Consider the following 25,909-nt stretch of genomic DNA (forward strand, 5'->3'; position numbering starts at 1 on the left):
CTACCAGGCAGAGTTTATACAATCTTTTAAAATCATTAATCACGAATCGTTTCATATTCTTTGAAACACTTAAAGCCACACCCCGTTTCTTCTGATTAAGAAGAAACGGGGTGTGGCTTTTATTTCACTTCCGAGAATTCCGACACTATATTAATGGTCCTTACATATTCACCGTTTGCCCTATCACCCTATGATCTCATGTATCTCTGTTTGCGGTTTTATGCGTCTGACCACATCCATTATTGTACCATCCCGGCTTTCAATTATTCCTACTATATCATCTTCAAAATGAATGGGTTCAGGTTTCCCGACGATGTTTAATGCAGTCGAAAGCAATTCCTGAATAGTCACGATACGAAGCCCTGACGCAGAAAGACATTCTATAAGATCCTTCCTTTTTGGATTAATGGCTACACCATAATCCGTAACCAGAACATCAACGGCTTCACCCGGGGTGGTGACATTGACAACCCTTTCAACCACTGTGGGTATGCGTCCTCTTATAAGAGGCGCAACAATGATTGAACATCTGCTTCCGGCTGCCGTATCCGGATGTCCTCCCGGTGCCCCTCGCAGCACACCATCTGAGCCTGTTGTGACATTTACATTAAAACCGGTATCTATCTCCAGGGCTCCAAGGATCACAAAATCCAGCTTATTGACGAAGGCTCCCTTGTTAAGAGGATTTGCGTACTCTGAGGTTGAAATCTCATAATGCCTCGGATCATTTTTTACCGATTCTATAGCTGTTTTATCAAAACACTGGGCATCGACAACGGTTCTGATATAACCCTTTTCCAAAAGGTCACACATGGGCTTCGTTATACCGCCGATGGCAAAAGACATTTTAATGTTTCTCTCCTCCATCAGTGGCTCCAGGAATCGTGTAACCGCAAGGGAAGCTCCGCCTCCTCCGGTCTGGAAAGAAAAACCATCTTTGAAAAACGGCGTTGCTGCCATGACCTTTGCGCAGTCTTCCGCCATTTTAAGTTCTCTTACGTCCTGAGTCATTCGGATTACATTGCTGGCTATTTTTGCAGGATTTCCTATCTCATCCACCACGCAGACATAGTCCACATCAGTCATTGGGATAGATGGCGGATAATTGGGGAACGGTACAAGAGTGTCTGTAATTGCCACAGTGTAGTCTGCATATTTTGCATCCACCATAGAGTATGACAGAACACCGCAGTCACTCTTTCCGCCTACTGCCCTTAAATTCCCGTATTCATCCGCTGTAGGAGCCCCGATAAATGCGATGTCTATATGTACATCACCTTCCTCAATAGCTCTCACACGTCCACCGTGAGAACGGATAATGGCAGGCGTCTTAAGCTTTCCATATGATACGGCCTCTCCTATACGGTCCCTGATTCCGGAAGTCTGTATGCCTGTGACGATGCCTTTTTCGATTAGATCCGCAACCACACTATGGGCAGCGCCAAGGGAACTGGCACAGACTGTCAGATCCTTAAGTCCCATTTCAAAGGCAGTCTGCATCACCATATTGACTATATGATCCCCATCCCGGAAATGATGATGAAATGAGAAAACCATGCCATCATGGGCGTTGCATTTTTCCATCGCTTCCCTTATGGATGACACCATCTTGTTTCTCATTGGATCAACCATGCCACAAGCCGTAACTTCAGCCTTTTTATATGGCTTATTGTCTCTGTAATGAACTCCGCTAAACGGTTCTTTTCCGTACTTTCTGAGTATCTCATCAGGTATTTCCCTGCCGACAGCATTGATCATAACTCACCTCCGTTTTTCTCATATAAATATACTTAGTTCCCCTGTAAATCCCTAAAGATGATCCTGCTTCAATAATAGATGGTTTTCATCATGTATTGATAAAGCTCCGGAGCACCATCCTGTTTAACTACAACCACTTTTTCTTTTTAAAGAACAGTAAACAACCCACGGCAATCAGAATGCTTACAACAATTATTAAAGGATATCCCCACCTCCATTCAAGTTCAGGCATGTATCGGAAATTCATCCCGTACCATCCTACTATAAGCGTAAGCGGCATAAAGATCGTTGTAACAACCGTCAGTATCGTCATGATGCTGTTTTGTTTGATATCCAGATGTGCCTTGTACTGGTCTCTCAGCTGCATAGTATAATCCCGTAACGAAGCCGAATAGTCATGAAGTCTTGACACACGATTTAAAAACAGCCTGAAGTATCTCAGGTTTTTTTGCTTAAAGAAATTGTTTTCATTCTCTTCAAGTTCCTGACCCAGATCCAGGAGCTGTTCATAATGGATACGAAGGTTTCGTATATCGTTTCTGATATCATTCAGTCTGACTGATGGAAACGAGTCCTTACCGTCCATGATAGTCTTTTCCATGGAATCCAGCTCACACTCGTATTTTTCCATGAGCCTTAAATCATCTATCACTATCTGATCCAGAAAATCATATATAAATCTTTCAAGACTCGGAAACTTCCACTTTTTCACACGCAGGATATTGGTTATCAGTTCTTCTGCCTTACCGCTGTCATCGATAAACACTATTCCTTTTTCGTCAAGTACGAAGGCAAACTTGCTGTCCGTTCCCGAAAGATCATTTCTGTTTGGAATAGAAAATGAACCTGTAAGTGAATCATAGTTCACTTCTGCTTTTGTAGTGAATATCTCAGCCAGATCAGGACCTATATCTATACCCATTTCAAACATATCCAAATCCTGTTTCCATTCTTCGGAGGACAACACGGCAACATATTGCTTGTCCGTGGTTTTTAAATCTTCCTTTTTGATTTCTTTCAATGTTTCTTCAATCAGATAAAACATTTAACTCCTCCGTAAATTGTCCTCATGGATATTTCATTTGCTTTATAATAATCATAAAGCATTCCGTCATGTATAATATCTTGTATGATGTAGAAATTAGTCTTTGCTCATAATGTATAAAAGCAAAGAATTATATACTCTAATAGTATATCATACAAGCAAAGGAGACTACCCATGAAAAAGGTCCGTATTACAGTAAAGAAAATTGCCCACTATGACGATCTGATAGAGCAGTATGAGAATCCCCTGGAGCATGCCTGCTCTATGGAACTTGGGCAGACTTTTATATGCAATGGTTGGGAAAAACCTGAGGGATTTTGCTCAAGTGCCTGGGATACGGTGTCGGCATTTGTAATGGCTTTGGCTCACGGTGGGGAAAACTTCTATGACGGTTGGATGAAGAATCCGAAATCAGCTATGATTTCCTGTAACGACGGTTTCAGACCGGTCAGTTTTCTGTTGGAAACCATGGATGAAGATGCCCTGTAAAACAGAAAAGAATATCCCGGTTCAGTCAAACACCCTTTGACTGAACCGGGATATTTATATTGTTGAATCTATTATTATTGATCGTTAGTGTAATGCTTTAGCCAGTGTCACTATTCCCGTCCACACGGTCCACCGACTTAAGAGTTACTCGTTAGCTGCCGTCATGAACAAAGCCATAAGTTCATAGTATGCACTCGCCGCTCCGGGCATATCGTCTGTAGAAGCTCCAACCATCTTTTCTCCGTCCCAAAAGCTTACTGTCTGATAACCTCCGCAGATTCCCGGCATGAGACTTTTATTCTTCTCCTTATTATCGATGCCGTATTTTCTGATGATTTCTAATGCAGGCTCAGTGACTGTAATTGGTATGAATCGGAAACGCTTCCCCCTCTGCATTATGAGTTTTGTATCTGAAAACTTCCACACCTGAACACCATCATACTGGGGAGGGTTGGTCGACTTATATTCTGATATCGAAAAAAGCAGCTCTTTTTTAATCTCCGCTCCGCACTTAGTGCATGTATCTCCAGTCTGAAGATCGGCTCCGCATTCTGAACATGTCCAACCGGCTTGCTGCTCCTGTTCGGAAGTATCGGTTCCATCATCATACACCGGCTCTATGGTGCCATCATCAGTAATCCTGAAGGCAACAGGGGGTATCGCAGAAGCGGGTGAAGGTGACGGAGTTATTTTCTGCAATTGTGACGAAACAGGTTTACCACATTCCGGACAGAAATTGCTGATGGGACCGCTATATCCGCACTCACAAACGAATGTATTTTCCTCTTTACGCTGTGCTCCGCAGTTTGGGCAAAACTTACCGGAGAAAATCTGCCCGCATTCACATTGAACTTCGCCATCTTTCAGTGTTACAGCAGAAGCTGCTGCGTCACGGGACAGAACGAAACTTATCTTTTCTCCTGTGAAAGCATTGATCAGGTCGATGTGAAGCTTGTCTTCAATATCATGCCATGCGGAAGCAATGTTGTAGATCGTCTGATCACCTTTTTTGAGGGCTGTATCACCAAGCTTTATTCTGAAATCCTCACCGAAGTTATGCTGATATGTAAAACCATCAGAAACCCCCATCATTCCCAGGCCCATAAATCCCTGCATTGATGTCGTCATGTCAAGGCCTGCCGGAACCACATCATAATAACCATCAATTATTGCATCCCCATATTTTACAGTGATATGCACGGTATCAGTAAGGACGGCTGTGATGGAACCGTCAGCACTCTTCCATGTATCTGCCAACTGCTTATAGTACATATAGTTAGGATTTTGAATTGTCATCAGAGTTCTCCTTATAGTCATCCTGTAGAATAATCTTACGATCATACTGCAACTATAACACAAAATGGTCTTCGGATTATTTGTTTTTTGAAAGTGACAGTTGTCTGTCAGAAGAAATCATCCCAGCAGAAAAACCGCATATCCAAAGTCCCATACAGCATCCTCAAAACTGTTGATAAGGTACTCTTCGATATCATCCATGCCATATCCTGTCAGCCTTGAAACAAGTACCATCATGTCACGTACCGTTTCGTAGGGAACTGTTTTATCCGGACATGAACGCCATTTGAGATATACCGCATGCTCCATAAGGGCATATTCCATCATCATCCACTCAAACTGCATTACGAGATCCGGAATATCCGCATCAGGAAAAAGAAGAGTTGAAAAGGTCTCGGATACAAGATAATTTCTCATGAGCTTTTCATATTCTTTGTTTTTTTCACGGAATACAGCATAGTCCGAACAATCCTTCAATCGCTCTGCCTCATCTATCATAGGACCAAGGAACTCTGCATATCTTCCTTCTTTTACATAGTTCTCTGTGATATCAAGAAACAACTCGTTACGTTCTTTCACTGATTCTTCCGGTTCCTCAAACAGTGTTTCTATTGTTTCTTCCAGCTCCTCTAAAGTCTCTCCGGAAAGATACTCCCCAGGATCCCTGACGTCATTTTTGGAATATATATCCAGAAGAACAAAGAAAGCCTTTAGAAGGTTTATCCTGTTACTCACCCTATCATCGGCCAGATAATACATCATGAGATCTCTGACCTGTCTATATACATCTTTTTGATTTTTGATCACGGAAACATCTTTGTAATCAAATCCGGTGAAACTCAAACTGTCAATGTCTTTCCATTTGTCAACAACCTCAGGACAACAGGAAACCAAAGCTCTTTCCACGCGGTCAGAATAGACATGACTCTCTCTTGGAAAAGTATGGCAGGTTTTTGAAAGAACCTCTTCTCCGTGATTCTTCACAAGTATGCATAACCGGTCTTCTTCCAGAAAAGGACACTTCATATTTGGAAGCAGTCCGATCACTTCCGAGTCATCTGCTTTTACTATGAAAGCATCCAACATATCGCTTTCACTGACAGATTCCGGGAGTCTGCCCTGTTCTTTCATTCCTTCCGGAGCCTTTATGGATTTCCATTTCTTTTTTGTGTCCGGATCCACAGCAATCTTCCATTCTTTACAGCATGTGAAAGAGCAATCCCCTCCTATGCATCTGAAATCTTTATAGTATTCCGGCTCAATGATATCTTTTGACATATTTGTATTTACTCTGTTTTTGCATGCGCTAAATCTGTATAGATTTTTCTGCGGCTTCGGCATCTTCAGCTGCTTTTTCCGCTGCCTTCATGTTCGATAAAGCCATTTTTGTTTTAAGCCCACGGATCCGCCGCTACAGGTGTGCGTATATCCGACAGGCATTGAATTTCATTTAAAAACCACTGTCCTGTGGAAGGTTTCTTACGTAGTTTGATCGGTCTCGGTGAATCCGCTCCACCACTGGTAACATACATTACAGCCCAGTTTTCATTATCAAAAGAATACGGATTTTCACTAACCTTTAACGTATAAGGAACCGTCGGCTGATAATTGTTCCCGGGGATTGCACCATCAAAGAACGACATTGTTTTATAGGTTGCTCCCGACAAACGGTCCTTTAAAAATTGTTTTTCAAACTCACTTAACGGTTCCGGTCCCTTTAAGAAGTTAAGCATTTCAAAACATGCAGCCGTATCCTGTTCATATCTTGTAAGTGCCACTATAACAAGAGCTGCCGTCTTAAACGCACTGTCTAATGATGCCTCCGGCAAAGACTGAAGTTCTGACAGATTTTGCGGGAGAACATTAAATTGAAAAGTCTCTGTATGATTGCGTCCCTTTCCAATGTTCTGCATCGCACCATTCACTGCATTATTAACTGCACTACCTGCTTCTTTTCTTATTGTGGATATAGCCTGTGATTTTAATGAATCAAATAATCCCATAGTCAAAACTCCTTTTAAGATTCCATTTCAAGATTCTATTAGCCATTTTAAAATAATTTTTATTTTTGGCCAATAGAAAAAATCCCGTGCATTCACCATTCAGCCTTAAGAACAGGATTTATACAAATGATATTATCTGTCGATATTATGGGATACCTGAACATATTTATGTTTTGTTAATTACAGAAAGGTTATATGCAAGGATATGATTTTCGATAAAAAAACAGATATTCAAACTGTCACAAACGATCTTAAATACAAAATTGTAGATTCCCATCTGCATTTTCTTGATTTTACCCAGAATTCGGACGGGTTCCCTGAACTCGCCCGTGCCATGGACATGAGTGGTGTCTCCGAGGCTATCATTTTTGGGATGCCTCTGGTCAAGAAATGGAATAATGATATGAAAAAACCACCCCTCTACTATCTGAGCGACGACAGCAGATGCTACTATTATTCGGGAACCGATCACATTCTCGCCCATGAACTTATGTGTCAGCCGGAAGAAATCAGAAGAAGATTTCATCCCTTCTGCTGTGGTGTTGACTGCACAGACAAATATGCTGCTGACCAGATAGAGCGTCTTTTGGATATGTATCCGGATTTCTGGCAAGGCATAGGTGAGATCATGAGCAGACATGACGACCTTACTGCATTGACCTACGGAGAAGGTCTTCGAATTAACAATCCGACTTTCAAAAGGATTTTTGACCTGGCCGCAGACCGTGGTTTGCCCGTGCTGGTTCATCATAACATCTCTCCTCAAAATGCCACTGAACCCGAATACAGATATGAACTGGAGGAGGCTCTTTCCTTCAACAGGAACTGTAAAATCATCTGGGCTCATATAGGTATTTCACGTAGAATCGAGATTGAAGAACTGCTGATAATTGCGGGAGAACTTCTTCACAATCATCCTAATCTCTACGTTGATATATCCTGGGTATTCTTTGAGAATTATGTAAAAGGAGACCTGATGAGCAAAATGGAACATATTAATAATTCAACGACTATATTTTCGGAAATGTGGGCTGTGCTCATTGAGAAATATCCCGATCGTTTTATGATAGGTACAGACAAGGTAGGTCACTGGTCTAACTACCCTGCCGAAGTAACAAAATATTACTCCCTCTTAGACAAGCTCTCTCCCGAAACTGCTGAAAAGGTCTGTCGTGGTAATGCATTAAATCTTATAAAAAAATATTAATTGGTTTTATATCAAGCTTAAGGAGATAATATCAATGGATATAGTAGTATTGTGCGAAATAATTATGCTGATCATCTTCGGCTGTTCATGGCCCATCAACATACTGAAATCGCTAAAAAGTAAAACCACCCTCGGAAAAAGCGTGATGTACGAATATCTTGTAGTCATCGGATATTTGTTCGGAATATCCGCAAAGATAATAGTATATCTGAGAACCGGAGAACTTCTTCACTCCTTCTGGTTCTACCTGGCAGATATACTACTGGTATCGATAGACATAGCGCTTTACTACAGAAATTTAAAATATGACAAAGAAGCAGGCAGACTACAATAGGTCAAAAAAGGAACCGTGTCAGTTCAACACGGTTCCTTCTTTCTATTGTTTTCCTTAATTCAATTCTACAGTGTCAGAGTATGATTCGTCAGATCTGCTCCATCACATTCACCATTTCTATGGCACCAACAGCGCAGTCATAGCCCTTGTTTCCTGCCTTGCTTCCGGCTCTTGAGATAGCCTGCTCTATGTTGTCGGTTGTCAGAATTCCGAACATAACGGGAATTCCGGTCTCAAGTGAAATCTGTGCAACACCCTTTGAAACCTCATTACAAACATAATCGTAATGACTTGTCTGTCCTCTGATCACCGCACCAAGAGCTATCACTGCATCGTACTTTCCGCTCTTCGCCATACGCTTCACAACTGCAGGTATCTCAAAGGCACCGGGTACCCAGGCGGCGGTAATGTTCCCGTCCTCCACTCCGTGGCGGACAAGTCCGTCAATGGCTCCGCCAAGTAGTTTATTCACAATGATCTCATTGAATCTGGCCGCCACGATACCAACCTTCATTCCCTCTTTTGCAACAAGCTTTCCTTCCAAAACATTGATCTCTCTCATTTTCCTTCTCCTTTGTTCTTATATCCATCTACCTATAATTTTCTGTATTTCCCAATAACTGATAACTCTTATCTGATTTAATGATGATTCTTAAGTTTTCTTCTGAAAGCAACGTACACGGAATCACCTTTAGGTTTTGCCTCAGGCTGTTTCATCTTCCTTCAGATCTATGGCATTAAATATATGCCCCATCTTTATTTTCTTTGTCCTGAGATACCTTATATCGTACCTCTGTGCCGGGATCTCAATTGGAACCCGCTCGCTGATGGACAGACCGAAATCCTCAAGGGAATAAACCTTATCCGGATTATTGGTCAGAAGCTTCAGGGACTTCACTCCCAGATCTCTCAGTATCTGCGCGCCCACCCAGTACTCCCGCATGTCCGGTGCAAAACCGAGCTTAACATTGGCCTCCACAGTGTCATAACCTTCTTCCTGAAGTGCATAGGCTTTTATCTTATTGATGAGTCCGATTCCTCTGCCCTCCTGCCTCATATAGAGCAGTATCCCACGGCCTTCTTTTTCTATCATCTCCATGGATTTTTCCAGCTGAAGTCCGCAGTCACATCTCAGGGAACCGAATGCATCTCCCGTGAGACACTCCGAATGAACCCTGCACAGCACATCTTCACCCGTTCCGATATCGCCCTTTACAAGTGCAACATGATGCTCCCCGGTGATGTCATTGACATAACCACACATCCTGAACTCGCCGAATTTTGTGGGGAGCTTTGCCGAGGCTTCCTGCACCACATGCTTCTCATGGATGCGGATATAGGTTTGCAGATCCTTTATGGTGATAAATGTAAGGTCATACTTCTCCGCCATCTCCCAGATTTCCGAGGTCATCATCATGGTTCCGTCCGCTGCCATGATCTCGCAGCAAACGCCGCACTCCGTAAGTCCCGCGAGCCTCATGAGGTCAACGGTAGCCTCTGTGTGGCCGTTTCTCACCAGTACTCCCCCGCGCCTTGCAGTAAGCGGGAAAACGTGACCCGGACGTCTGAAATCTGTACCATTTGATTCTCCTGCTGCCAGCTTCCGCATAGTGAGTCCACGCTCCTTTGCAGAAATCCCGGTTGTTGTGTCTATATGATCAACCGATACCGTAAATGCCGTCTCGTGGTTGTCTGTATTCTCGGAAACCATAGGCGGAAGCAGAAGCCTGTTTGCGATTTCCAAACTCATGGGTGTACATATAAGTCCCTTCGCAAAACTTGCCATAAAATTGATATTCTCCTGGGTTGCAAATTCTGCCGCACATATCATGTCGCACTCATTTTCCCTGTCCGGGTCATCTGAGCAAAGGATGATCTTTCCCTGCCGTAAATCCTCCAGTGCCTTCTCGATACTTGCATATTTTCGTTCCATTTTTTCCTCCATCCCGCCTTTTAATCAGATTATTATTTCATTTTCAGAATATTTTTCTGTTTCAGACTGTTCCGAGCCAACTTCGGATTTCATCTGCTTATTTCTTCCGGTTTCCGGCCTCAAGTCGGTCCGCCCATTCTATAAATACGTTTCCAGAAACTCCATGGTCATCCCGCCGTTTGAGCTGCCGGCATATCCTGTTATTCCGTTTGTTTCGTCCACCCACTTTGTTTCGGAAACGTTTCTCTCCTCATTCTGTTTATTCAGATTTCCGGTTTTCATTCCCAGGAGCTTGCCAACATATTTCCCGATGACATCACACTCCAGATTCACCGGACTTCCGACCTTTTTTGATGCCAATGCTGTCTCCCTGAGAGTATGCGGTATAACCGACACTTTAAATATCTCATCATCAACATAAGCCACTGTGAGACTTATCCCGTCTATGGCTACAGAGCCCTTTTCGATAACATATTTAAGAATCGAATCCCCTGCTTCGATGCTGAACCAGACCGCATTTTCTTCTTTTCTTATATCCCGTACCACTCCGGTTCCGTCGATATGTCCGGATACTATATGTCCGCCAAATCTTCCGTCTGCCGCCATGGCCCTTTCCAGATTCACAGGATCTCCCGGTCTTGCCCGAGACAGAGAGCTTCTTCTGACAGTTTCCGCCATGACATCTGCCGCGAATGCATCCTCATAAAGTTCTGTCACCGTAAGACAGATTCCGTTCACCGCTATGCTGTCTCTGGTTTTTGTTCCTTCCAGAACCTTTCTGCAGTTGATGATGGTCCGTCCGGAACTTCCGTTTATATCAAGGTTCCTGATCAACCCCTTTTCTTCGATTATCCCTGTAAACACTTATTTCTCCCTCATCTATAAATGCATGTTTTTCGCCGTTTATTTCTGACATACAGATGCAGATCTATCCGGCTCCCTCTCCTTATCCACCGGGGACGATTCTCGCCGGCAAAAACCGTCCCCGGTGGAATTCTAAAACGTCTGTCTAACTGACAGTTTTACCTGAAACTACATATCTGATCAGAATGTCTTCACCGATTTGTTCCACATCTTTTATCTCGCATCTGTAGGCGTCCTCTGGATTATCCACTCCCAAACCCATGACCGGAGTTTTTGCATTACCGGCAAAAATCTTTGGTGCGATAAAAGCATCAATTTCATTTACGATTCCTGCCTTCAATGCGCTTTCGTTGAGTGTTCCTCCGCCCTCCAGAAGTATGCTGTCGATTCCTCTTTCACCAAGGATAGTCATCAGTTTTTGGAGATCAACACCGGACTCGGTTATCCTTTCTTCCGGACAACAATTGATGACCGTGATCCCGGCTTTACCAAGCTCCTTTAGTTTGAAAGCTATATCTCTTAAACACAGATCTTCATGAAATCCTGAATCCTCATGACTATCACCCATGATCAGGTTTTCAGATATATCATGGGAAAAATCGTGCTCCGGATCTAACTCACCAACGGGAATCCCGGGAAAACCACAAGCCACGATGGTGCTGTAATCATCAGCTGTCTTTACAATTTCATAATCAAGCGGAATTCTCAATTGACTGTCACAAATGATCCTCACAGGTGACCTTCCTCCCGGTATCCGGCAATTCAGCATAGGATCATCTGCCAAAACAGTTCCTATTCCCACCATTATCCCCATATGAGCATGTCTCATTTCCTGAACCCGCCTTCTCGCCTCTTCCCCCGTGATCCATTTGGATCTGCCGGTTTTTGTTGCGATTTTTCCATCCATGGTCATGGCATACTTCATAGTGACATAAGGCTTTTTTGTGGTCATAAAATGAAAGAAAACCGGATTCAGTTCATCACACTCATCCTTTAGAAAATCCTCCACCACTTCGATCCCATTCTCTTTCAGAAACCTTACTCCTTTTCCTGCCACCTTCGGATTTGGATCCCGGGAACCTATCACCACCTTCTTTATCCCGCTCTCCAGAACAGCTTCGGTACAGGGCGGCTGCTTCCCGTGATGACAGCAGGGCTCCAGTGTCACATACAGTGTTGCACCTTCCGCACTCTCAGACAGATTTTTTATAGCATTACGCTCTGCGTGAAGACTTCCGTACCGTTCATGAAACCCTTCTCCGATAATGTTTCCGTCCTTTATAATTACCGCTCCGACCAAAGGATTTGGATGGCACCATCCTTCTCCCAGCCTTGCCAGCTCAATTGCACGACGCATATATTTTTCATTTTCCAATGGGACTCCTCTCTGATCCTGGGAACTGCCTATTCTTAAGACATAAAATATTTTTTATTAGCCAATAAGCTTACATCTGAATGTCAAATATTAAGACTCGAAAAACAGCATTAAGAGGTGATGAGAAGGAAGAAGAAATATTGAAATCCTGAAACATTTCAATATTATTTGAACATTCATTTATAAGAGCTAAAGTAAATCGTTTTTTCATAAAAAAACCCCGAAACATAACTGTTTCGGGGTTGATATACCTAGCAAAAAGAAAACCGATATTTCGATTTCTCTATCTTCTTCCATCCAGACTATACTGTCGGCCCCGGAATCTAACCGGATCCTGCCATAAGGCTCGCGGGCTTTACCGCCGATAAGGAATTTCACCTTCCCCGAAGATCATATTCATTTTTAAAGATGATTTAATCATCTGTTTCTTTTGGAATCATATACCATTATTTCGTTCATGTAAAGCAATTTATTTACCGTAGACATTATTCAAGTTACTGAGAATACAAAGCTGCTCCAAATATCAAAAACATATTTACATAATCATATCCTAATTGTATAATTAACAAGAACTAGATTACATAGCGTTTTTGCGTTCGGTGTCTATTTATAGATGCTTAATTCAAAAGCGTTGATGACGGAATTACAAGGGCTTCACGAGCGGTGTTTGTTTACAAATGCTTTAGTCGTGAAGTTCTTTTTATTTCCGCCACTTTAAATAGTCATACACCAATATCAGTCTTCTAATATGGCTTCTTGTTCCATCTGGAGCAGTTTCTAATACATTAGCATCATTAGAAAAAATTTCTTGTAATACTTTTTCTAGTTCAGATACATCTATCTTGTCTTCAGGCAGATGTGAAATCAATCTTGTCGCTCTTTCTAACGATGATTTCTCTTGATTCCATATTTGCATCACTGATGTATATTGACCTAAACATCTCCTATTTCTCTTTATTGTATTGGATATGATGTGTTCAAAGTCCAATGCTGCAGCAACTTTTTCACATTCCTCGAATTTCTTAGTAGCCTCATTTAAGTATTTATTTATTGGTAATCGGCCTGAGTTCTGCTTTATCAACGAAGGAAATGCATATTCTAAAAGATCATCAGCTGCAAAATCAAGATCGTTTAATATGACATTTCTATACCACTCATTTGGTCTTATTCCACTAAGTCCCTTGAGTCCGTAATCCGACATTTTTCCAATTGATAAAACTAATTCCTCATCTCCTACCCTTTTATCGTCCAATGCTGCCACTCTCAAATGTCCCGTTGGTACACTTGTGATAGTATAGTCATAAATCTCCTGTTTAAATCTTCGTAAAATCTTAACAGGCAATTTTGCTCTTTTGTTCTCTAAAGCCTTATATAATAGCATAAAATCTGACAGTATTACTCTTTTCATTGAAAGAGGCTTATCTCCTGCCATAATCACATAAGGCGTGATTTCAGTTCCAACAAAATTTTCCCTATATTCTACAAATATAAATCTATCTTCCAACATTTTAAGCTGCTCATCATTTAAGCATTCAACTATAGCTTTTATGATATTGATAATATTTGAATCACTTATAGAATAGCCCATAAATATTATTGGATATTCCATAAAAATCGTAAGAAGCTTTGCTGCAAGATATGCGCTTTTAGATTCAAACTCAACATAGTCATCCTCATTGATTACTATACTATCAGGCTTATCTATATCCCCATGTATTTTATATATTTCAGCCACACCTTGTAATGCAGAAAAAATAAGCTCATTTTGTCCTACAAAAGTGGAATATCCACCAAAAATTTGTTCAAGAAGTTTATCATAATTTGTAGTAATAACCCCTGATATACTCCTTTCAGACAATTGCCTGAGTTCATCTAACTCCTCTTTATAACTATCTTGCCTCAGACAATTGTTTCTTATATACTCTGCGATTTCAACCTTAAATGGAGATACCCCTCTATGTATCGCTTCTAATGCGTGTTCATCAGATGTTCTAATAGCAGGTTCTGCAAACCATTTTGCATCGTAATCCTTTTGAATTAACTCAGCAATCTTTGGCATAATTCCAGCCTTGCATTCATCAGATTTTGCTTTATTTTCAAAAGCATTATATGCAAATTCGTCCTTTCCTAGCTGATTAACAAAATGCTTTAAAAGTCCTTTCCAATCTGGAAGATTTAGATATCTTCTAGACATTCCGGAACCCACAAATAAAAAGGGGGTTGTATTAAAATTCTCCACCAATTCTTCCATTGTCATACTTTCTTCCCTCCAAGAGTTATATATAATGCATTTTTGTGGCGAATAACTCTCTTCTTTTGATTCAATTCATCTTTCAATTCTTTATTTTCATTGCGTAGCTGCATTATTTCGTTTTGCATATCAAGAGCTTGACTCCCTAAATCAAGGAGTTGCATTGGCTTTATGGGCATACTGATTCAGATTGTTTGAGTTAATACGTAAAAGCCTTACTGCCTCTTTCACATCTGATAAATCCAGCACTACAATATAACCATTCAGAGCCACCGAATGAACCGTTACCATTTACTGAAGTCACCGAAAAAAATGAACCGGGTTCAATTTTTTGTAATTACGATTCAGTTTTATTCCCCCACCAAATGAACCGTCATGTATTCATGCTCTACAGCAGGAAGAAACTTCTTTATCACATCATCAGTGCGCATCTTCAGACTGGCCGTGTTCACACATGGATGACATCCGATATACTCGTCCTTCAGCACATCCTCGTCTATCAGAAGCTGTACTGCATGATCTTTATCATTCATCAGACCCATAACGCTGACAGCCCCCGGTTCTATGTCAAGATACTTCAGCATGTCCTCCGATTCCGCGAAAGAAAGTCTTGCAGAATTTATCTGAGAAGACAATTCCTTTGTCTTAAACTTCTTATCTCCGGGCATCATCAAAAGATAAAATGCTGTCTTCTGTCGATTGCACAAAAACAGATTCTTGCACATCACAACATCCATGATTTTATCTATCTCCTCGCAAGCCTCCATTGTTTCCGCATGCTCGTGATCCATTCTTTTATATTTTATTCCCAAAGAATCCAGAAACTCATAAGTGCGTACCTCTCTTGGCAGCCGCCCCTCAACATTCTCCGGCCTTCCGTCAAATAATTCCATTGTTTTTCCTCCATCCACTCATCGAATCCTGATATATCATAGTTTATCCAACATCCTCATAACCATTATGTTCTGTGGCTCCGGATGCAGAATCAGCTGCATATTCGGAATCTACAAATGTTATTATATCCATGATTTCTGCTCAAATAGTATTATAATGGATTTGTTGAATTATCAACAAGGAAAAACCCGCACCCTGATTACTCTCGTGTAGAATTATAAGCATTGGCAAAGGAGATATAATATATGAAATTCAGAGGAAAGAATTTAGAGGATCTTGTTGTTACACTTTCGTTTCAGGACGGAACTTCGACAGATTATGGTGTACATAAGTATTTTACATTTAAAGAAAAAGAGTACTTTGCCATGCTTCCGGTAAATGAAAAAAAAGAACTTGATCATTCAAAAAAATGCGTCCTTTATGAAGTGCAGGAAGATGCTGAACATAACCCTGTTGTGGTTTACATTGAGGATGACAGGGAATACGAAGAAGCAGCGGACTACTACTCAAGATTAGAATAAAAAACTCTCGACCGGTTACAGATTGTAACCGGTCGAGAGTTTTTTCATCATTTTCACTCAACATAATGCTGAACCAAAATACTTTGTATATCCGTCGAATATTTCAGAACATGGTACTCATTTCCTTTTTGACTGATACGGTCTTCAACGATCACACCAAGTTTTTTCCCTTTTTCTGTCGGTATTTTTGAATATGTGTCGTCGGACTCGAAATCATCTGATATGATGCCTTCCTCCAGCAAAATCTCTGTGAGTCTGGTAGCAGGAAGCCGTTTGACATTTTCCCGCTCACATATCCGGTTCATCTCATCGCGAATTTCCGATACCGTTTTATATCCGTCGTAATTGTAGTTTTCAGCTTCCTCCGGAAAGAGACTGAATTCCTGCTTGGTTTCCTTTTTTCTGACTTTCGAAACAGAAACCGTTGTTTCCTGTTCCGGTAAAACCCTGTCGGTAAGAAGATCTGGATATAATTCAGTATATTCCCTGATAGTCTCGAGGAACCTCTCACCGTACTTTCCGAATTTATGATCACCGACACCCGAAACTCTCAGCATTTCCATCTCTGACATCGGTACCTTTACTGACATTTCGATCAATGTCTTGTCATTAAAAATGATATAAGGCGGCATGTTTTCTTCACGTGCAATCTCAAGTCTAAGCTCGCGAAGTTTGTCGAACAGCTTGAATCCTGAGGATGTAAGCGAATTGATTCCGACAGATTTCTTCTCTGTCTTTGTCTTGACAGCCGGACGCTTATCTTCATCTGTGATCTTTACAAGAACCCTGTTCTCGGGATTTTTGAGACCTCTGATATCTCCCATTTTCAGAACCTGATATGCACCGACCTGAAGATAACCTTCGAGGATAAGCTGCTCCACCAGTCTCAGGAGAAGGCTTTTGTTTGACGATGAAAGAGCTCCGTAGGATTTATATTCATCTGCACCTATCTGCTTTAATCTTGCGGTCTTTGCCCCCAATACGGCATCAACGATAATGGTTCTTCCGAATCTTTCCTTTGCCTCATAAACACAATTGATGACCTTTTTTGCGGCCTCGGTCATATCTATGGTTTCAAATTCCCTAAGACAGTTTCCACAATCACCGCAGGGCTCCTTTGGCTGCTCCCCGAAGTATTTGAGTATATAATTACGAAGGCACTCCGTGGTATAGCAGTACCTTTCCATGGACTGCAGTCTCTGGTTGTCCCGCTCTCTTATGTTTTCAAGATCCATGGGATCAATGTCGGCTGTTTCCTTTTTCTCCAGCAAAAATTTGTTAATGACTACATCCTGCGCCGAATACAAAAGGATACACTTTGACTCAAGTCCGTCTCTTCCCGCTCTTCCGGCTTCCTGATAGTAGTTCTCCATGCTTTGGGGCATATTGTAATGGATGACGAATCTTACATTGGACTTGTCTATGCCCATTCCGAAAGCATTGGTGGCAACAATGATACTTGTATAATCATAAACAAAATCATCCTGCATTTTCTTTCTGTCTGTTGGATTCATACCGGCATGATATTTGCCAACGGATATCCCTCTTTTGAACAGCATCTCAAAAACACTGTCTACATTCTTTCTTGTAGAACAGTAAATGATTCCGCTCTCACCGGGATGGTCTGCAATGAAATCCAAAAGATATTTATCTTTGTCTTTGGGCTTATCCACCTGGAAGAAAAGATTCTCTCTGTCAAATCCCAAAACCAGGGTATAGGGATTTCTGAGCCCCAGGATGCATACTATATCTTCCCTGACGTTCTTTGTGGCAGTTGCCGTAAATGCACTGATGATCGGTCTCTCATCAAGAAGCTTTACGAACTCTACGATCTTCATGTAGCTTGGACGGAAATCCTGTCCCCATTGAGAGATACAATGGGCTTCATCTACTGTAAGCATTGAAATCCGGATCGATCTTGCAAGATCCACAAATTCATCTGTCATGAGACGTTCCGGTGCCACATATATGATCTTGTAGGCTCCTTCTCTTACACTGCGTAAGGTTTCATAAAAGTCACCTCTGGAAAGGGAACTGTTTATAAAAGCAGAAGGTATCCCGGCTTCGTTCAATGACTTCACCTGATCCTGCATGAGAGAAATGAGCGGAGAGATGACCAGTGTTATTCCCGGCAGAAGCATGGCCGGAATCTGATAGCAAACGGATTTACCGGCACCTGTGGGCATAACCGCAAATACATCCTGCCCCTTAAGAATGGAATCTATGATTCCCTTCTGGCCCGGTCTGAAATCATCATAACCAAACAATGCTTTCAGCGCCTCTTCGGGAGTTTTGAATTCCCTTATGGCCGGAGGTTCAGTGATATTTGAGGATGCCTCGTAATAATCCTCATAGTCATCCTGCTCTTCATAATCTTTCGCCATTTCAAACAAACTATTCCATTGTGAATCATTTATGTCTCTGTCATTCATCCGATATGTTCTCCAGTTATTGAATAAAATCAGTACAACCTAATCAAAAGGTAGTACTGAATTAGCCTATTATTCTAAGCCGTAAGAATCATAACATAGCTCAACAGATTTTCATATGGTCTGAATTCAGACCATATAGTAGCGGAAGATTTTATACTTGCAGCTTTGATGTATAATTATTAAAAAAGGGTTCAGGACCGATGGTTCAAAGGAAATGTCGGATGGCATAAAAAACGGGAAATAGCGCTGATGGCGAATATAAAAGGAGTAGAACAATGGAGCTGTTGAATTACGATGGAAAGCACGTACGCCTTACGGACTTATATGGTGAAACCTATACAGGCATAGCGGGATACGGCGGGTATGAGTTCCTGATGCACGAGTACGGTGGAGATGAAGACGGACTTTTCATAGAGGACAATCTTATTTACAATTCGCAGATTGCCGCTATAGATGAAATTGAGGTACATGGTACTGTTGAATTGTGGACAGAACGGCTTACCTTGCGCAGATACCATCCGGAAGACGCCGGGCAGCTGCACCAGTATCTGGGAAAAGATCCGGCGATGTCCCAATACTCAGGATGGAATCCTTATGCTACGTTGGAAATGACGCAGGAAACAGTGCGACGGTTTATCGCCGATTATGATGATGAACACACCTATTCGTGGGTGATGGATATTGACGATGTCGTGGTGGGAACCATCGGAGCCTACGATTATCAGGATGACCGGATCGAAATCGGCTTCAGTATTGTAAAGGACTGGCAGGGGAAAGGCCTTGCGACGGAGGCTTTGAGAAAAGTACTGGAGTATCTGACGGAAAATGAAGGAATTCCCTGTGTGACAGCCTGGTCCGCATCTGAGAACATCGGATCGTGCCAGGTGCTTGAAAAGGCAGGAATGCATCTTGTTCTCACTGAGAAAGATGGTCTCACGGTTGGCGATAGAAAATATGACAAGCTCATATATGAGTATAGGAGTGTATTTGACCCTGTATTATAAAAAAGTGTCCTCAGGTTTTTTCAGCCTGAAGACACTTTTTTAAATTTCAGTCTTCAGGAACTTGCAGATTTTTGACCTCGACCGGTGAAATAATATTGTCTTTAATATTTCGTTCGATAAATCCTATCGCATACAAAGGATATGTGCAGAACCCCTTACCTTCACCAACATTGGTGTCTGCAAATTTTATGGCCGGATGAACACCATATTTTTTTTGATGCTCAAGAACAAATTTCATGCTTGTTGCTCTATTATTGGTTGCTTTGCATTCAACTATGGTGGTTTCACCTTCCTTTTCGAACAGGAAATCTAATTCCGGAGAACCACTGGGAGCATGATAATAATACAACCCTATACTATTTGCGGCGAAGGCTGAAGCAACCATATTTTCCGCTATTGCACCTTTATAGGAGCTGATGTCCCCGGCGAGAATTTTCTGAGGCAACTCATCACCGAGCTGTGACACCAATAATCCGGTATCTATGAAGAAAGCCTTAAATTCTTTAGCTATCTTAACCCCTTCAAGAGGATATGAAATCTCCAGGGTATTAAAAGAACGAACAACCAAACCTACATCCACCAGATATTGCAATCCATCAGCTTTCTCAGGAGAGTTTCCTTTAACATTAACAAGACTATATTTAAACTTCTTATATTCTTTTGACAGTTGTGATGGCAAGGAATCGAGACAGGCTTCCGCTCTAAGCTTTAATACTTCGTTTATCTTGTCATTGCCGTCTGAGTTTTTATATCTTCCAAAATCATCTCTTATTGAGCTTAGAATTCTTTTTTGAATGCTTTTCACTAAATTTAAGTCATGAGTCTCAAAGAAAGAATTCACTGCTTCAGGCATACCACCGACGATAAGATACTGTAAATACAGTGATCGCAGACTTTCGTGTATGGTCTTTTCAACACTCTCATGTTTCTTAAAGCATTTGGAAACATATTCCATGATCTCGGGACTAATGCCGGTATTGAAGAGAAATTCTTTAAATGTGAGTGGATACATATCCAACTGCTCTTCGTAGCCCACAGGAATTCCCCTCACATAGGGTTCTCGAAATCCTTTAACACCCAAAAAGCTTCCGGTAGCGATAACATCATACCTTCCATCTATATCCCAATACTTTAGTGAACTTCTGGCATTCGGGCAGTCCTGGATCTCATCCAATATCAGAAGAGTTTTTCCGGCCACAAATCTGGCGGTGGTATCTACAGCGGTTATAGACATTACCATCCTGTCCACATTGAAATCACCTTCAAAGGCACTATGTATCGTTTGATTGGCTCTTAAATCTATGTATATACAATTCTCGTAGAATTCCGCTCCAAACTGTTTTACTATGTATGTCTTACCTGTCTGACGTAATCCCTTGATAACAAGGGGATGATGTTCACGGTTTTTCCATTCTTTTAATAAGTTATAAATATCTCTTTTCAGCATGAAACCACCTCTCTTGTATTAAAGTATAATCAATACATTTACATTTTTCAAAGGATATACAGTGATATTTTTGATTTTTTTCAAAGGATAATAGATATTGAATTTGATTTTTTTCAAATGTTGCATTGAATAATTGCATACTCAAAAATACCAACAGAAAAAGAACATCTTCGAAAGGGAACCGCTTTATTAAACGATCAGATAAATTTCAGACTCATTTAAGCTTTTAGGGGTATTATGCGTCATGTAGGAAGTGAATATCAGATCCTACAAACACTTAAATCGTTATGGATCATATCACACAACATCTATATGGGATACACTCCCGAAAGAAACGAGGATACTACTATGAAGAAGAAAATACTTATGCTTATGGCAGCATCTATGCTTGCCACAAATGTTGTTGGCTGTAGTGCAGGGACAGAAATTCCTGTTGCTTCATCCGAAGATACTACTGAAAGCAATGAAACAACGGCTGAAGCCGAAACTACAGAAGCTGAAGAGGCTGCAGAAGATTCAGCTGAAAAGACAAGCTACGAAAACACTGAAGATGGAGGCCATGCCATACATGCAGACGGCAAAGACATTAGCTACGAAAACATCAAAGTAAATAAGACTGGCGAATCCGGAAGTGAGGAAGCTGATTTCTATGGTGACAATGCTGCCGTATTTGCTGAAAACGGCGCAACCTTAAACATTAAGAATGCCGAGATCACAACCGATGGCGGGCATGCCAATGCTGTCTTCAGTTACGGTGAAGGCACCACGGTCAATATTTCCGATTCTACCATAAGAACCAACTCCAACAACTCCGGAGGACTCATGACAACCGGTGGCGGAACCATGAATGCCGAGAACCTCGACATCATCACCCAGGGTGGATCATCGGCGGCAATACGTTCTGACAGAGGCGGCGGAACTGTAAACGTGTACGGCGGTTACTATGAAACCAACGGCTCCGGTTCTCCGGCTATTTATTCAACAGCTGATATCACAGTAAAAAATGCTGAACTTGTTTCAAATGTGGCACAGGGTGTTGTTGTGGAGGGTAAAAACTCTGTCACCCTTGAAAATGTCAACATGACTGCAAACAACACAAAGAAGAACAGTAAGAAATCCGATGTTTATCAGGCTGTAATGCTCTATCAGTCAATGTCCGGTGATGCCGATGAAGGCACTGCTGTATTTAAGATGACCGGCGGTTCCCTCGTTAACAAGAATGGCGGAATATTCTATGTTAACAACACAACTGCCGAGATAGATATCGAAAATGTTGACTTCACTTATGCAAGTGATGACTTCCTTCGCATCGAAAAAGCCGGCTGGGGTTCAGAAGGCTCAAACGGCGGACAGGTTACATTCACTGCAGCAAAGCAGGAATTCGAAGGTAATACTGTTGTCGACAGCATTTCCACCCTCAATATGTACCTTAATGACGGCACTCTTTACTCAGGTGCTATCAATACCGACGGTGCCGCAGGTGCGGTTTACGTAGAGATTTCCGAGGACTCCACTTGGAAGCTGACAGGTGATTCATATATCACAAGTCTTTCCTGTGATGAGGATGCCATCGACCTTAACGGCTTTACACTTTATGTTAACGGAACTGCATATGAAGAAGGAACAAGTTCAACCGGAACAGCTGTTGAAGCTTACAAGAGTTCTTCTTCCGACAGGAACGGCAAGTCAGGCAAGGCTGAAAAACCCGACATGAAAGATAAATCCGGCAAGGGCGAAAAAGGATCCAAGCCTGATGGCGATCATGCGAAGTCAGGCAATAGTGAAAAACCTTCAGGAAAGCCATCCGGAAAACCTGATGGTAACAACTCAAAATCCGAAAGCGGTAAAACCGGTTCAAAACCTGACGGCGATCATGCGAAACCTGAAAACGGAAAAAAACCTTCAGGTAAACCCGACAGAAAGCCCGGATCATCAGCTGAGTCCGGAGATCAGTCATCAGCTAACAGTGATAAAGCAGCTCAAGATAGTTCTTCAAAGAATTAATCCGTGAAACAATTCCATCTTTTTGCAATTTCTCCTACCTCAGTTCAAAAAGGCGGTTCCCTTTCGGGAACCGCCTTTCTCATATTCTATTCACTTTTAATTAAATTTTAAATCATACCTTTAAGCAGCGTGAACAGGATGGCAATCACAATTATCGTGAAAATAATGTGAATGACTTTTTTGGTGATTTTATAAACTACAAAGCAACATAACAACATACAGATAAGCGCTGGTGCGATTCCCATACCTGTAGCATCTGAAATATTTGTTGCTGTATCACTAATTGTTTTACTTAAAATGCTTAATTGCATTATGTTGATTACCTCCACTAACTATTCTCGCTCTCAGGATTCTGGCGTATTATTTTCTCTCCTTTTGCGCCTCTGTTCCCGGTTGTTTTTCTCAGATTCAAAAATCTCTACCGCCGCATCCGTGAGTTCATCCGGCCATACTTTACCGCTCGAGATAACATTTGCCCATGGACATAGTTTCTCGTAATCGTGATCGAATACTACCGTATATGGTGGGCCGCATCTGTCATCCACATCCATATACAGATGCCTTCCCTCAGTGATCAGCTTATAAACATCAATTTCTCTTGCGCCATCTTCCAGCTGATCATATATTTCCTTTGTGATTTCATATAAATTGTAGGCGCCCGGTCCACCACGTTCGGCTGTATAAAGATTTCTTTCTTCATCATAGCAGGCTTTCCAACCTAATCCTTTTTTAAATTCCATAATCATCCTCCTTACGACATGCTCCAACGGTTAAAAGTATTTTTTCTTTAGAACTGTAACCAATATAATCTGCAGAATAACTATCGCTGGTATACCATATCGGAAATACCAATGCCTGGTTTTATGATGGAAAAAATGCATCCCGAAAAATGCTCCGACACTGCCTCCGATTACCGCCACAAGAATAAGCTCTTTCTCACTGATACGCCATCTTCCTTTTCGTGCCTTTTCCTTATCGATACCGTACAACAGGAAGGCAATGACATTTATCACAATCAGATATGGAATTGATACATCGATCATTGTTAACGTATTTCCTTTTTATAATCACTGATTTATAAAACCTGGTACCTTAATTCCCTGACTGCCTACGTTGTTGTGGGCTTAATCACACATGATCTTTCCGTCCGATACGGTAAGATCCCCGGGAAATGCCTTCCATTTAAGCGCATCAACCCCCTTGATCTCGTTAGTATACAGCTGCATGGACTCTCCTTTTATAAATTTGAGTAAAAATGTCTGAAGTATCAATGACAAATCTTTGTTCATCACACTGCCATACATACGTAAAGCCTCACTGTTTCCCAGGAGTGTCGCCACTGCATCAACCGACCCCGAACCCAGCTTTTCGAGTACCGGTTTCTCATCCCAGTACATAACATATACTCTGCTTCCTCCCTCGGAAAGACTTACCGCAACCCGGTAAATACTAAGGGCGAGCCACTCTTCTACAAGCTTTGACTTTGTATCAAGTTTAGCTGAAGCATCCGCCTGTGTCCGGATATATTCCTGTACCGCATCAACTATCGGACCATTAATGCTGCTTTTGATCTCGGACATAGTTTCGGATATAAGAACTTCATAATTCTTTTTCCCGACAAATGAGCGAAAAACTGAAGTTTCATTACTTGGAATGCCAATGATGAAATCTATGTCTGAAGCATATCCTTCCCGGTAGGCATGGTACAGATCAGCAGGAAAACATGTTCCGTCGCAGACAGGTCCGCAAAAGTCCTTCCAAAGCTTTTGTGATGCATCCTTCAATGATCTCGTATCAAGCCGGACAAGCTCATCCATCGTCTTTGTACTTGTCTCTTTTAACAGATTCTCTGCCAGGATTCGTGATCCGTCCGGCGTGTCATATACCATTTCAGGACTGCCAAAAAATACAAAAGCTTTATTAAACAGCCCCGTAACACGCTTATCAGCTGTGAGCATACAGATAGATGCCGCTCCGGACTCAAATCCAATTACCGAAATCTTTTCAGGATCACCTCCGAATGCAGCTATATTTTCTTTGATCCATTTAAGTGCCGCAATCTGATCAAGAAGCCCCAGATTTAATGCGTCAGGGTAAGCCTCTCCTCCCGGGACAGTTGAAAAATCAATAAATCCGAATATACCAAGGCGGTAATTGAAGCTGATAAATACAACATCCGGATGGGATCCGGCATAGTTGTAACCATCAAGCAGTGGATTGGCAGATCCTCCACAAGTAAAATCACCATGGTGGAACATCACAAGAACAGGCTTTTTTTCTTCCGTCTTTTTTGCTCCGGTAAAGATATTTAAATAAAGACAGTCTTCACTCTGCCTGTGAAGCTTTAAGATCACTCCACTATGCTCGACCTGTATGGCCGAAGCTCCGAAATTTACAGCTTCAAATACATTCTCCGATGAAGTAAGCGGTTCGGGAGCCTTCCATCTGAGTTCACCAACCGGTGGCTTTGCATACGGAATCCCAAGATATCGGATTACGTTCTTTTGCTTTTCTCCGACGAAGATACCGGTTCTTGTCTTTACTGCGCAGTCTTTATCGTATTCACCAGTGATAGCCCGGTTCTGCATGTTTGTTTCTTCGATATCTTCTTTTTTTACATCGAATATAAATCCTTCACTTCCATCCCCGTAAAGCTTTCGGATCTTCCGTATGTGGTATGCACGCAAGATAAGATTTATTACAAAGCCGATAACGGGAAGCCCGATGACAAATGCGGACTCTTCCATTATGTAAGCAAGCATTGATACGCCCATCCACCTTACAGAAATACACTGGGCAGCCACAACAATCAGAAAGATCACTGCAAAAGTAATGACACGGTTTATTGGCTTTTTCTGGACAGCCTTACTGAAGACGATTGCGCTTATGAGCTCTTCAAGAGCAATTCCCAGAACAAAGCATGCCGCTATACATGCGGGTTGCGGCCAGCCAAGAAGGTATGCGATGTTTTCGCCAAAGCCATAACCAAGCGCAGCAATGAATGCGACCATGAAATCATCAATAGTAAATAATCTTTTCATAATAATCATAA

24 protein-coding genes and 1 riboswitch are annotated in these 25,909 nt (G+C 41.7%); of the genes, 6 read left to right on the forward strand and 18 right to left on the reverse strand.

The features are described 5' to 3' along the window. Window positions 1-183 precede the first annotated feature (183 nt). Complete coding sequence (citF, locus tag T357_RS0107020; RefSeq protein WP_031550201.1) at window positions 184-1,758, reverse strand: citrate lyase subunit alpha; 1,575 nt, start codon at window positions 1,756-1,758, stop codon at window positions 184-186. Between the two features lie 127 nt (window positions 1,759-1,885). After that, the gene (locus T357_RS0107025; RefSeq protein WP_031550204.1) at window positions 1,886-2,803 is read right to left on the reverse strand and encodes a magnesium transporter CorA family protein; all 918 of its coding nucleotides are present in this window, start codon (window positions 2,801-2,803) and stop codon (window positions 1,886-1,888) included. Window positions 2,804-2,977: 174 nt separating this feature from the next. Between T357_RS0107025 and T357_RS0107030 the strand changes: the two genes are divergently transcribed. Continuing rightward, window positions 2,978-3,292: a TIGR04076 family protein gene (locus T357_RS0107030; protein WP_031550207.1), complete on the forward strand. Its 315-nt coding sequence runs from the start codon at window positions 2,978-2,980 to the stop codon at window positions 3,290-3,292. Window positions 3,293-3,436: 144 nt separating this feature from the next. Here the strand turns inward: T357_RS0107030 and T357_RS0107035 are convergent, their stop codons facing one another. The 3 genes from T357_RS0107035 to T357_RS0107045 all read right to left on the reverse strand — a co-directional run bounded on the left by T357_RS0107035 (window position 3,437) and on the right by T357_RS0107045 (window position 6,591). Beyond that, the gene (locus tag T357_RS0107035) at window positions 3,437-4,588 is read right to left on the reverse strand and encodes a zinc ribbon domain-containing protein (RefSeq protein ID WP_031550210.1); all 1,152 of its coding nucleotides are present in this window, start codon (window positions 4,586-4,588) and stop codon (window positions 3,437-3,439) included. 117 nt (window positions 4,589-4,705) lie between these two features. Next, window positions 4,706-5,866, reverse strand: a complete 1,161-nt coding sequence (gene fliB, locus T357_RS0107040; protein WP_155991298.1) for a flagellin lysine-N-methylase — start codon at window positions 5,864-5,866, stop codon at window positions 4,706-4,708. A gap of 113 nt (window positions 5,867-5,979) precedes the next feature. After that, a complete protein-coding gene (locus T357_RS0107045) occupies window positions 5,980-6,591 on the reverse strand; it encodes a DUF6935 domain-containing protein (protein ID WP_031550216.1) in 612 nt (203 codons plus the stop codon). 205 nt (window positions 6,592-6,796) lie between these two features. On the opposite strand from T357_RS0107045, the gene T357_RS0107050 reads away from it, so the two are divergent. Beyond that, window positions 6,797-7,798, forward strand: a complete 1,002-nt coding sequence (locus tag T357_RS0107050; RefSeq protein WP_044916386.1) for an amidohydrolase family protein — start codon at window positions 6,797-6,799, stop codon at window positions 7,796-7,798. 34 nt (window positions 7,799-7,832) lie between these two features. Then, on the forward strand, window positions 7,833-8,132 hold the full coding sequence (locus tag T357_RS0107055; protein WP_049962324.1) for a hypothetical protein: 300 nt from the start codon (window positions 7,833-7,835) through the stop codon (window positions 8,130-8,132). A gap of 88 nt (window positions 8,133-8,220) precedes the next feature. Here the strand turns inward: T357_RS0107055 and ribH are convergent, their stop codons facing one another. From ribH to T357_RS0107095, 8 genes are all read right to left on the reverse strand, one after another. Further along, complete coding sequence (gene ribH, locus T357_RS0107060; protein WP_031550225.1) at window positions 8,221-8,694, reverse strand: 6,7-dimethyl-8-ribityllumazine synthase; 474 nt, start codon at window positions 8,692-8,694, stop codon at window positions 8,221-8,223. Between the two features lie 141 nt (window positions 8,695-8,835). After that, on the reverse strand, window positions 8,836-10,065 hold the full coding sequence (locus T357_RS0107065; protein ID WP_044916388.1) for a bifunctional 3,4-dihydroxy-2-butanone-4-phosphate synthase/GTP cyclohydrolase II: 1,230 nt from the start codon (window positions 10,063-10,065) through the stop codon (window positions 8,836-8,838). Between the two features lie 138 nt (window positions 10,066-10,203). Beyond that, a complete protein-coding gene (gene ribE / locus T357_RS0107075; RefSeq protein WP_031550231.1) occupies window positions 10,204-10,929 on the reverse strand; it encodes a riboflavin synthase in 726 nt (241 codons plus the stop codon). Window positions 10,930-11,074: 145 nt separating this feature from the next. After that, complete coding sequence (ribD, locus tag T357_RS0107080; protein ID WP_031550233.1) at window positions 11,075-12,304, reverse strand: bifunctional diaminohydroxyphosphoribosylaminopyrimidine deaminase/5-amino-6-(5-phosphoribosylamino)uracil reductase RibD; 1,230 nt, start codon at window positions 12,302-12,304, stop codon at window positions 11,075-11,077. A 281-nt stretch (window positions 12,305-12,585) separates the two neighbouring features. Then, window positions 12,586-12,699: riboswitch (FMN riboswitch) on the reverse strand. A 305-nt stretch (window positions 12,700-13,004) separates the two neighbouring features. Then, complete coding sequence (locus T357_RS0107085) at window positions 13,005-14,561, reverse strand: SIR2 family protein (protein WP_031550237.1); 1,557 nt, start codon at window positions 14,559-14,561, stop codon at window positions 13,005-13,007. Then, window positions 14,558-14,683, reverse strand: a complete 126-nt coding sequence (locus tag T357_RS21970; RefSeq protein ID WP_255342808.1) for a hypothetical protein — start codon at window positions 14,681-14,683, stop codon at window positions 14,558-14,560. Before T357_RS21970 ends, T357_RS0107085 begins: the two co-directional genes overlap by 4 nt. A gap of 22 nt (window positions 14,684-14,705) precedes the next feature. Continuing rightward, complete coding sequence (locus T357_RS21130) at window positions 14,706-14,846, reverse strand: hypothetical protein (RefSeq protein ID WP_197027310.1); 141 nt, start codon at window positions 14,844-14,846, stop codon at window positions 14,706-14,708. Window positions 14,847-14,905: 59 nt separating this feature from the next. Further along, window positions 14,906-15,448 (reverse strand): prolyl-tRNA synthetase associated domain-containing protein, encoded by a 543-nt coding sequence (locus T357_RS0107095; protein WP_031550240.1) that lies wholly within the window; start codon window positions 15,446-15,448, stop codon window positions 14,906-14,908. Window positions 15,449-15,694: 246 nt separating this feature from the next. Between T357_RS0107095 and T357_RS0107105 the strand changes: the two genes are divergently transcribed. Beyond that, window positions 15,695-15,970 (forward strand): DUF1292 domain-containing protein, encoded by a 276-nt coding sequence (locus T357_RS0107105; RefSeq protein ID WP_031550244.1) that lies wholly within the window; start codon window positions 15,695-15,697, stop codon window positions 15,968-15,970. Window positions 15,971-16,023: 53 nt separating this feature from the next. On the opposite strand, the gene recQ is transcribed toward T357_RS0107105, so the two are convergent. Next, window positions 16,024-18,402 carry a DNA helicase RecQ gene (gene recQ / locus T357_RS0107110; RefSeq protein ID WP_242840076.1) on the reverse strand — a complete coding sequence of 793 codons (2,379 nt, stop codon included), beginning with the start codon at window positions 18,400-18,402 and terminating at the stop codon, window positions 16,024-16,026. 275 nt (window positions 18,403-18,677) lie between these two features. Between recQ and T357_RS0107115 the strand changes: the two genes are divergently transcribed. Next, a complete protein-coding gene (locus T357_RS0107115) occupies window positions 18,678-19,406 on the forward strand; it encodes a GNAT family N-acetyltransferase (RefSeq protein ID WP_031550251.1) in 729 nt (242 codons plus the stop codon). Between the two features lie 46 nt (window positions 19,407-19,452). On the opposite strand, the gene T357_RS0107120 is transcribed toward T357_RS0107115, so the two are convergent. After that, a complete protein-coding gene (locus tag T357_RS0107120) occupies window positions 19,453-20,853 on the reverse strand; it encodes an ATP-binding protein (RefSeq protein WP_031550255.1) in 1,401 nt (466 codons plus the stop codon). Between the two features lie 348 nt (window positions 20,854-21,201). On the opposite strand from T357_RS0107120, the gene T357_RS0107125 reads away from it, so the two are divergent. Continuing rightward, the gene (locus T357_RS0107125; protein ID WP_197027311.1) at window positions 21,202-22,857 is read left to right on the forward strand and encodes an autotransporter outer membrane beta-barrel domain-containing protein; all 1,656 of its coding nucleotides are present in this window, start codon (window positions 21,202-21,204) and stop codon (window positions 22,855-22,857) included. Between the two features lie 344 nt (window positions 22,858-23,201). Here the strand turns inward: T357_RS0107125 and T357_RS0107135 are convergent, their stop codons facing one another. The 3 genes from T357_RS0107135 to T357_RS20130 all read right to left on the reverse strand — a co-directional run bounded on the left by T357_RS0107135 (window position 23,202) and on the right by T357_RS20130 (window position 25,907). Next, window positions 23,202-23,597, reverse strand: a complete 396-nt coding sequence (locus tag T357_RS0107135; RefSeq protein WP_031550263.1) for a hypothetical protein — start codon at window positions 23,595-23,597, stop codon at window positions 23,202-23,204. 30 nt (window positions 23,598-23,627) lie between these two features. Beyond that, window positions 23,628-23,900, reverse strand: a complete 273-nt coding sequence (locus T357_RS0107140) for a DUF1294 domain-containing protein (RefSeq protein WP_031550266.1) — start codon at window positions 23,898-23,900, stop codon at window positions 23,628-23,630. Window positions 23,901-23,981: 81 nt separating this feature from the next. Then, a complete protein-coding gene (locus tag T357_RS20130) occupies window positions 23,982-25,907 on the reverse strand; it encodes a carboxylesterase family protein (protein ID WP_049962325.1) in 1,926 nt (641 codons plus the stop codon). Between the last annotated feature and the right edge of the window lie 2 nt (window positions 25,908-25,909).

Origin of the sequence: Oribacterium sp. FC2011, assembly GCF_000701645.1 — a bacterium.
GTDB lineage: Bacteria > Bacillota > Clostridia > Lachnospirales > Lachnospiraceae > Oribacterium.